Annotated in this window: 5 protein-coding genes; all 5 read right to left on the bottom strand. The window is 66.8% G+C overall.

Annotation, left to right across the window (positions count from 1 at the left end; genetic code table 11):
• Positions 1 to 18: 18 nt before the first annotated feature.
• The 5 genes from ACSBQT_RS15415 to ACSBQT_RS15435 all read right to left on the bottom strand — a co-directional run bounded on the left by ACSBQT_RS15415 (position 19) and on the right by ACSBQT_RS15435 (position 7858).
• A complete protein-coding gene (locus ACSBQT_RS15415) occupies positions 19 to 1839 on the bottom strand; it encodes an ABC transporter substrate-binding protein (RefSeq protein ID WP_435002032.1) in 1821 nt (606 codons plus the stop codon).
• A 183-nt stretch (positions 1840 to 2022) separates the two neighbouring features.
• Positions 2023 to 3426 carry a diaminopimelate decarboxylase gene (locus ACSBQT_RS15420; protein WP_435002033.1) on the bottom strand — a complete coding sequence of 468 codons (1404 nt, stop codon included), beginning with the start codon at positions 3424 to 3426 and terminating at the stop codon, positions 2023 to 2025.
• Positions 3427 to 3668: 242 nt separating this feature from the next.
• Positions 3669 to 5489, bottom strand: coding sequence for a PucR family transcriptional regulator (locus ACSBQT_RS15425; protein ID WP_435002034.1), 1821 nt, complete (start codon positions 5487 to 5489; stop codon positions 3669 to 3671).
• A gap of 150 nt (positions 5490 to 5639) precedes the next feature.
• Complete coding sequence (locus ACSBQT_RS15430; protein WP_435002035.1) at positions 5640 to 6398, bottom strand: response regulator transcription factor; 759 nt, start codon at positions 6396 to 6398, stop codon at positions 5640 to 5642.
• A complete protein-coding gene (locus ACSBQT_RS15435) occupies positions 6398 to 7858 on the bottom strand; it encodes a hypothetical protein (RefSeq protein ID WP_435002036.1) in 1461 nt (486 codons plus the stop codon). The genes ACSBQT_RS15430 and ACSBQT_RS15435 overlap by 1 nt, the downstream gene beginning before the upstream one ends.
• Positions 7859 to 7909: the final 51 nt, after the last annotated feature.

Consider the following 7909-nt stretch of genomic DNA (forward strand, 5'->3'; position numbering starts at 1 on the left):
GGACTGTGGGTGAGGGGACTATTCGCGGTCGTCGGACTTCTTGCGACGGCTGAGCAGCCAGCCGCCTCCGCCCAGGACGACGATGACCGCTGCCGCGATGCCGATCCAGCCTCCGGCGCCCATTCCGCCGCCGGTGGCTTCCTCTTCGCTGACGGGTTCGACCGAGGAATATCCCCAGTAGCCGACCTGGTTGGCGATGGCACCGCCGTCGCTGGGCTGTTTGGTGAAGTTGTCGAACCGGTCGGAGCGGTAGGCCTCGAGCTGGTTCGGGTACCACAGCGTCACCGAGGGGGCTTCCTCGTAGTGGATGGCCTGGGCCTTCTGCACGAGGTCCTGACGCTTGGCCTGGTCGAGCTCGACGTGCTGAGCCTGATAGAGCTTGTCGAATTCCTTGTTGCACCAGCCGTCCTGGCTGGTGCCGCCGTTGCCGTCGGCGTCGGGGCGCTGACCGCAGGTGTTGATGCTCAGCTGGTAGTCGGGATCGGGATTGATCGACCAGCCGGTGAAGTACATATCGTAGTCGCCCTTGGTGGTGCGTTCGGACACCGTGTCGACGTCAGAGGACTCGTTCTTCAGGTCGATGCCGATGTCCTTCATCCACGGTTTGAGGAACTTCGCGGTGCTCTGTTCGATCGGCGCGTCGGCGTCGGTGAGGAAGCGCAGCTGCAGCTTCTCACCGTCCTTCTCGCGGATGCCGCCGGATCCTTCTTTCCAACCGGCGTCGTCGAGGAGCTTCTTCGCCTCGGCCACGTCGAATCCACTGATGACGGAGTTGTCGGACTTGAGTGTCCAGTCGGGGTAGACGGCGGGAATGAAGCTCGTGGCCGGCTGCGCATAGTCCTGCATGACCTGTTTGCGCAGGGTCTCGGTGTCGATGCCGGCGCGGATTGCCTGGCGGACCTTTTTGTCCTTGAGCGCCTCATCGCCGGTGCCGAATTCCTTGCCCGTGGCGTCGGCGACGCCCGGGTTGATGGAGATTCCGTTGAACCGGCGACCGTTGCCGTCGTTGAGTTCGACGTTGTCCGCGTTCTCCAGCGCCGTGAACTGGTCGGGGCTGAGCCCGGTGATGAAGTCGACTTCGCCGGAGCGGATCGCCTGCACCTGCGCATCGGAGTTCGTGTAGTAGCGGTACTGGATCTCGTCGAGCTTCGGCTTGCCGCGCCAGAAGTTCGGGTTCGCCTTGAGTGTGATCGACTTGTTCGCCTCGTAGCTCTCGAGTTGGAAGGGCCCCGAGCCGACGGACTTCTCATCGTTCTTGAATTCGCCGGGCTTGTCGATCTTCGACCAGACGTGCTCGGGCACGACGGGGATCTCCTGGCCGGGGTTGTTCGCCTGCGGCTTCTTCAGAGTGATCTTGACGGTGCCCTCGTCGGGGGCCTCGACCTTGCCGAAGTTCTCGACGAGGCTGCCGTTGGCCACCGCCATCTCTTCCTTCTCCATCATCTGGTTGTAGGTCCAGGCGACGTCTTTCGCGGTCAGCGGTTCACCGTCGGACCATTTCATGTCCGGACGGATCGTGTAGGTCCAGACCTTGCCCTCGGAGTCCGTGTTCCATTCGGTGGCGAGCCCCTCGGTGATCGAACCGTCCTTGGCGTCGTTGGCCACAAGATTCTCGTACATATACCGGAAGGTGTTCGTCGGCACGAGGTAGAAAGACGTGAACGGGTTGAAAGAGTCGATGAAACCGTCGGTGGCGATCCGCAGCACGTTCTCCGAGGCCGGAGCCTCCGAGGTGGCAGCCTGCGCCGGGGAGGCGGCCATCGATCCGGCAAGGGCGAGTGTGGCGACGCCGGCCAGGCACCGTTGCCAGCCTCTGCGCAGTGAGTGTGAGGTGAGCATCTTCGTCTTTCTTCTCGTGCGGTGATTCACTTGTCCTCCCCTGGCCTGGGTGAATCTGGGTGTTCTCCCGGGTCAGAGCAGATGTGTTCTCCATCACTCTACGTTCGAAGTGACGTGAAAACGGCACAACAACACACAAATATGCCTGCCGGTCACTGTGCAGATGCCACAGGCGAGTCGAAATCAGCTGCCGTGGGCAAGTTCGGCAGCGGTTTCGCAATCGTGCGGACTCACCGGGCGGCCGTCCGGGCTCAGCCCGCGGTTCACCGGGCTCAGCGGGCGCAGTTCGGTCTCGCCCGCCTCGGCGAGGATCTCAGCGATCGCCTGCCCGCGGCGGATGAGGCTGAACTCGATGCCGCCGTCGGGAGCGGTGCGGTAGCCGAAGATCGGCACCCGCGGGAGCAGATTGTAGGAGAACGGGTTCGAGAAGTAGTAGGCGCCTGTCTCGGGTACGGCGACGAGGTCACCTGCGTCGAGACGCGGCAGCATCCGATCCCGGGCCAGGAGGTCGCCGGAGAAGCAGGCGGGTCCGGCGACGTCGGTCGGGACGATCTCGGTGTCGGCCTCCTCGGCGGTCTTGGGGTTCCCGTCCGGGGTGAACGGCAAGATCCGCAGGGGCCAGTCGTTCGGGGCATAGGCGGTGCGGGTGGCGACCTGGACACCGGCCTGGGTCATCACGATGCGGCGCCCGCCGGTGGTCTTCGCGTATTCGACGCGGGTGAGGATGGTGCCGGCCTTGGCGAGGAGGGCGCGGCCGAATTCGGTGACGATGTCGAAGTCGAACAGGCCCGCCACCTCCTCTTCGAGCACCGAGCGGTAGTCGGCGAAGGTCGGGGTGATGTCCTCGCCGTCGAAGTTCACCGACAGTCCCCCGCCGATGTCGATGCGCGTGATCCGCCTGGTCGAGGCACGCGAGTTGATCTCCTCGGCGAGGTCGACGGCGGCGCGGATTCCGACGGCGGCCTTGCCGAGGCTGATGCCCTGCGAACCGGAGTGGACGTGGATCTGGCTCAGCCAAGGGCGAGCGAGGTAGGCCTCGATGAGGGCCTCGCGGGCGCCCGGGTCGGCGAGTCCGATACCGAATTTCGAGGTTTCGGTGGCGGTGCTCAGCGCGCCGATCGCGCCCGTGCCCGACTGCGGATTGATGCGGATTCCGATCTTCGCCGAGGCGGCCGTGGCGTCCGTGCTGTTACGCTCCGCCAGGATCGTGTCGAGGCGCGAGAGTTCGTCGAAGTTGTCGACATTGATCGAGACGCCAAGGTCGACGGCCCGGCACAGTTCGGCCCAGGTCTTGGCCGGGGAGTCGAAGACGATGCGGTCGGGGGCGAACCCGGCCGAGAGTGCGAGTTCGAGTTCGCCGGGGCTGGCGACCTCGCAGCCCGCTCCCGCCTCGGCGAATCGGCGCAGCAGCGACGGCAGCGGCACCGCCTTGCACGCCACTGCGTGGAGCACCTCGCGATCTGATGCGAATGCCGAGGTCAGCCGGTCAAAGGCGGTGTCGACCCAGTCGAGATCCATGAGTCCGAGCACGGCCGCCTCATCGGTCAGCGCGGGAACGGAGTCAGAAGGGGCGGAGGCGTGTGCCAACTGTGTCGGAGCCGAATCCGGCCGCGCGGAAGCATGTGCCGACTGTGCCGGGGCGGCTGCGCGGTGAGGCGACGCGCTGTTCTCTGCGATCGTTCGGATTGCTCGGGCGCGACGGTTCGGAATCGCATGGTGATGACTGGGCATAACGTCCTTTGTTCGAGATCTGTTGTCACCTTAGGACGGCTGACCTCGAAGAACGCACGATAATTCGCCAACGTTCGCAGAAGCTGATTGTAGGTTTCTCACGACCGGTCGTGGACGAGCACGGAGAGTTCGAGCCAGAGCCGCTCGGCCGGTTCCGCCGTTGAGAGACCGGTGATCACCTCGATCCGGCCGAGGCGATGTCGCAGCGAATTCGTGTGCACATGCAGTCGGCGGGAGGCCTCGGCCGAGTTGCCGACCGTGGCGAAGTAGACGCGCAGGGTCTCGAGCAGGCTGCCGTTGTGCCGATTGTCGTGAGCGGCCAGTGCCTGCGCCGGACCGAGCACTCCGGCGCCCGACAGAGCCCGCTGGCCGGCGAGTGCTCGCCCGCCGGCCGGTCCGGGCCCTCCGCCGATCACGCGCTCATCTGCGGCCAGCAGCGTATCGGCGACCTGCAGACCGACGACCCTCGCTGCCACGTCGCGGATGGTCGCCCCGACGATTCGGCCGCGAGTACTCGGACTTGCGCGTGTGCCTGAACTCGTCTGTGCGGTCGGGTCCACGTCCTCGTCGTCCGCGCCAGGACCCGCCTCGGTGACGGTCTGCACGGCGTCGACGACGTATGCGGCTTCGGTCCACGACCGGTGCACGGCATCGAGGCGGTCGACCGGGGCGCCGACTCCGAAGCACAGGGTCTCCGACTTCGGCAGGGACCTGCGCAGAGCGGCGATGACGTGGTCGCGCACCTGATCGGCGTTCATCGGCTCGCTCATCTGCACCAATGCCGCGAGGCGGACCCGCTCCCCGGTTCCGGATCGACCCATGCTGACATCTGCCGGGCTGACGGGAACAGAACCATGTCCGGCGTGTGCGGCACCGGCGGAGCTCACGTGCGCGAGCACGGCATCGGCGAAGGCGGCCCGCAGATGGAACCGCAGGACGGGCTCTCGGTCGGGGGCCACCTCGGTGAAGGCAAGGACGCAGAAGCTGCCCGAGAACGGCAGCGACAGCAGGGTCGCCGCCGGCCCGAGATCGGCCGAGCCGGCGAGGATCCCGCCGAGAGCCTCCCGGCGGATGCGCTTCTCGAACGGTGACCGGCGCAGGGTCCGCAGCATCACTGGCAGGGCCGCGCGAGCGGCATCGCGCAGCACCTCGCGCAGCGGTTCGGGATCGACCTCGGCCGGGTAGGCCGCCCAGATCGTCCCGATGAGTTCGCCCTCGCTGCGCAGGGCGATGACCGATCGGGCCGGTGATGTGCCTTCGGCGGGACGTTCGACGACATCGGTGGAACGGCGGATCGTGTCGAGGAACCCGGATTCCTCGAGTTCGGCGATCCGCCAGTCGGGAATGGCCCCGGACAGGATCGTCTCGCGACGGATCTCATCGAGTTCGTCGCCGAGGTTGGCATGCGCGAGCACTCGCGAGGCCGGGTCCTCGATCGTGATCGACGCGCCCGTGGTTTCGGCGATGGCGGCGGCCAGGGCGCTGAGGTCGTCGACATCGGGCCAGGCCAGGGCGCTCGTCGCCCCTTCGATGAGCTGTCGCAGATGGACGAGGATCTCCGACCACGTCACATGCGGCGATCGTTCGAGGAGGATCGGAGCCCGGCCCGCACTCCCCCGCAGGTCGACCCCGTCACCGAGGTGGCTGTGCGTTCCGGGCGGGACGACGAGGGCGGCGGCTCCCGCATAGTCGGTCAGCACAGCGTCGAGTCCGGCAGGGCTGCGCACCGGTTCGGTGACGAGGACGACGGTTCCGTTCAAGGAGCCGTGGTCGGCCGCCTCGGCGGGCGCGGCTGGCAGGTCGAAGCCGAATTCGACTCGCGCGACCGCGACGTCGTCGGCCACCTCGGTCAGCGGCAGGAGGAACCCCTCTGTGTCCCGGATCAGTCGGGACAGTCGCGGACTCGCGGTGTCGGTCATGCTCCCACTGTAGTCAACGAGCGCCCACGGTCGGGAGGGCCTGCATCAACGGAACCGGCCGCCTCGGCGGGGTGGGATGTAGCGGACGGGTCAGCCGCCTCGGCGGGGTGGGGTTAAGTCGAATCAGCCAGCCGCCTCCGCGGGGGCAGATCATTCCGGGGAGAAGAATTTGAACTGGAGAGCGCGGACGACGAGCTGGGCGAGATTGCGCGCCCCCAGTTTGAGGCGCAGGTTGCGGGCATGCGACTTCATGGTGGACATGGCCACCGACTGGTCGGCCGCGATCTCCTCGTAGCTGTGGCCCTGGCAGAGCAGGGTGAGCAGCTCCAGCTCGCGCGCGGTCAGCTGCGGTGCCGCGTCGGGGGCGTCGGGCAGGGCATCTCCGCTGATGACGATGTCCTCGGCCAACCCTCTGAGCAGTTCGGGGCTTTCCCCCGCCGAGGCGGCCCGCACGAGCGAGACGAGTTCCCTCTCCCCGGCCGTCTTGTTGATCACGGCGAGTGCGCCGGCTTCGAGCGCGCGGGCGATTCCCGGACCGGGCGACACGGTCGTCAGGAGCACAACGCGGGCCTCGGGGTCGAGGTCCATGATCGCCGCCGTCGCATCGACGCCGCTCATTCCCGGCGGCATATTGACGTCCATGAGGACGAGGTCGGGACGCTCGGCGTCGAAAGCGACGATGGCCTCTTCGCCGGAGTGCACGGGGTCGAGTACACGGAAGGAACCCGCATCATCGAGCGCCGCCGCCACCGCTCGTGTCGTCCACGAATCGTCATCGACGACAAGCACGGAGGTGAGTGCGGCGGTGCGCTCGGCGGGGTCAAAGGTGTCGTCCCGGTTGAGCGACGAGTTGGTTGGCGGGGTTGCCTCCGCGCCCGTGGATGGCGTCGGCTGGTGGCGCGCCGTCATCAGGCGTCGACCTTGTCGCGGTCGCCCTTCTTGCGGCGACCTTGGCTGCGGTAGTCGGTCGCCCCGCCTGTGTCCGGCACGGAATCGGCGCTGCGATCGGTGGTGGGTGCACCGGCAGACGGTGCCTGCACATGTGGCGACTCATCACCAGCAGCCACGTCATTTGGTGCCTCGGTGCTTGATGTCACTGCACCGGTCTCGAAGTCGTCATCGACGACGTCTATCATGTCGGCGGCAGAGGTGGCCTGTGCGGACGGGGAGATGAAACGGATCGGCAGGGCCACCTCGACGACGGTTCTCTTCCGATCATCCGCGTCCACCCGGCAGACGCCGCCCACGGCCTTGGCCCGGCGGGACAGGGACCGCGGCGCCTGGGTCAGGGCGGTCGGGGATTCGTTCGTGCTGCGGCAGAGCAGTTCGGCCCGGTCACCGCGCTCACCTCGCATTTCGACCGCGAGGGTGGCGGGGGTGCCCGGAACGGAGTGGCGGATGACGTTCGTGGCGAGCTCGAGCATCACGGCCCGGAAATGGTGTGACAGAGTGCCGGTCGCGTGGGTCGGCAGCGGGGAGAGTTCGGTGGTCAGCGGAACGGAACCGGCCGCGCACCCGTCCTCGATCGCGATCGACAGCTGCTCCGCCTCGGCGCGGAATCGGACCCGAGAGGTGGCGGAGTCCCCGGTGCAGGCCTCGGTCTCCCACTTGCTCAGGCTCGTCACCAGCTGTCGGAGCCGTTTCGTGGCTTCGGCGTTGACCAGCGCCAACTCGGCGAGGAGGCGGTCCGCGGTCTCGGAGTCGCTTTCCTTCGCCAGGGTGCGGATGATTGCGGATTCGGTGGTCAGCGAATGCGAGATGGTGTCGTGCATGTCGCTGGTGAACCGGGCGCGCATGGCGTCGAGTGATTTCTGGTGGTCGACGGCGGCGCGTTCTCGGCGGTCGATCTCACTGCGGATTCGGGCCTCGACGAACGACGCGCACAGGCCGAGGATCGAATAGGTCAGCCAGCCGTAGCCGAGGTCGGTGAACCCTTCGAAGCCGACGTCATAGGATCCGAGTCGGGTCGATGCGCCGAGGTAGCCGGCCAGTCCGATGGTGCCCAGCGCGAAGCCGATCCAGCGGCGGCGGCTGATCAGGACCGCGGTGGCGAGGATGAGCGCCTCGGGGAACATGTTCTCCAGGTCCGGGTAGAGCATGGAGAACGCGATGCCCAGTCCGGTCGTCGCGATGACGATGCTCAGCGGCAGGAAAGCGGCTAAGACGATGAGTCCGTAGGCGAGGATGAGCAGGCCTGCGTAGCGGGGTTCGGTGATCTCGAAGGACCCGGGCACCAGGATCGTCAGACCCATGATGAGGGCCAGCAGACGGATCGGCAGATCGATGAAGCGCGGTCCCCGAAGGAAGTGCCACACTCGGGCCGGGACGCTCGCTGACGTGCCGGTCGCGCTGTCGATCTCTGAAGTCATGGCCTCTATTCTGCTACATCCGTCATGTCCGTCGAAAACCCTCCAGAACTA

Source organism: Brevibacterium sp. H602 (assembly GCF_051172395.1).
Taxonomy (GTDB): Bacteria; Actinomycetota; Actinomycetes; order Actinomycetales; family Brevibacteriaceae; genus Brevibacterium.

Coding starts and splice junctions, on each gene's coding strand:
- ACSBQT_RS15430 (WP_435002035.1), bottom strand. CDS start 6,398: ATGACGGCGCGCCACCAGCCGACGCCATCCACGGGCGCGGAGGCAACC.
- ACSBQT_RS15415 (WP_435002032.1), bottom strand. CDS start 1,839: ATGCTCACCTCACACTCACTGCGCAGAGGCTGGCAACGGTGCCTGGCC.
- ACSBQT_RS15425 (WP_435002034.1), bottom strand. CDS start 5,489: ATGACCGACACCGCGAGTCCGCGACTGTCCCGACTGATCCGGGACACA.
- ACSBQT_RS15435 (WP_435002036.1), bottom strand. CDS start 7,858: ATGACTTCAGAGATCGACAGCGCGACCGGCACGTCAGCGAGCGTCCCG.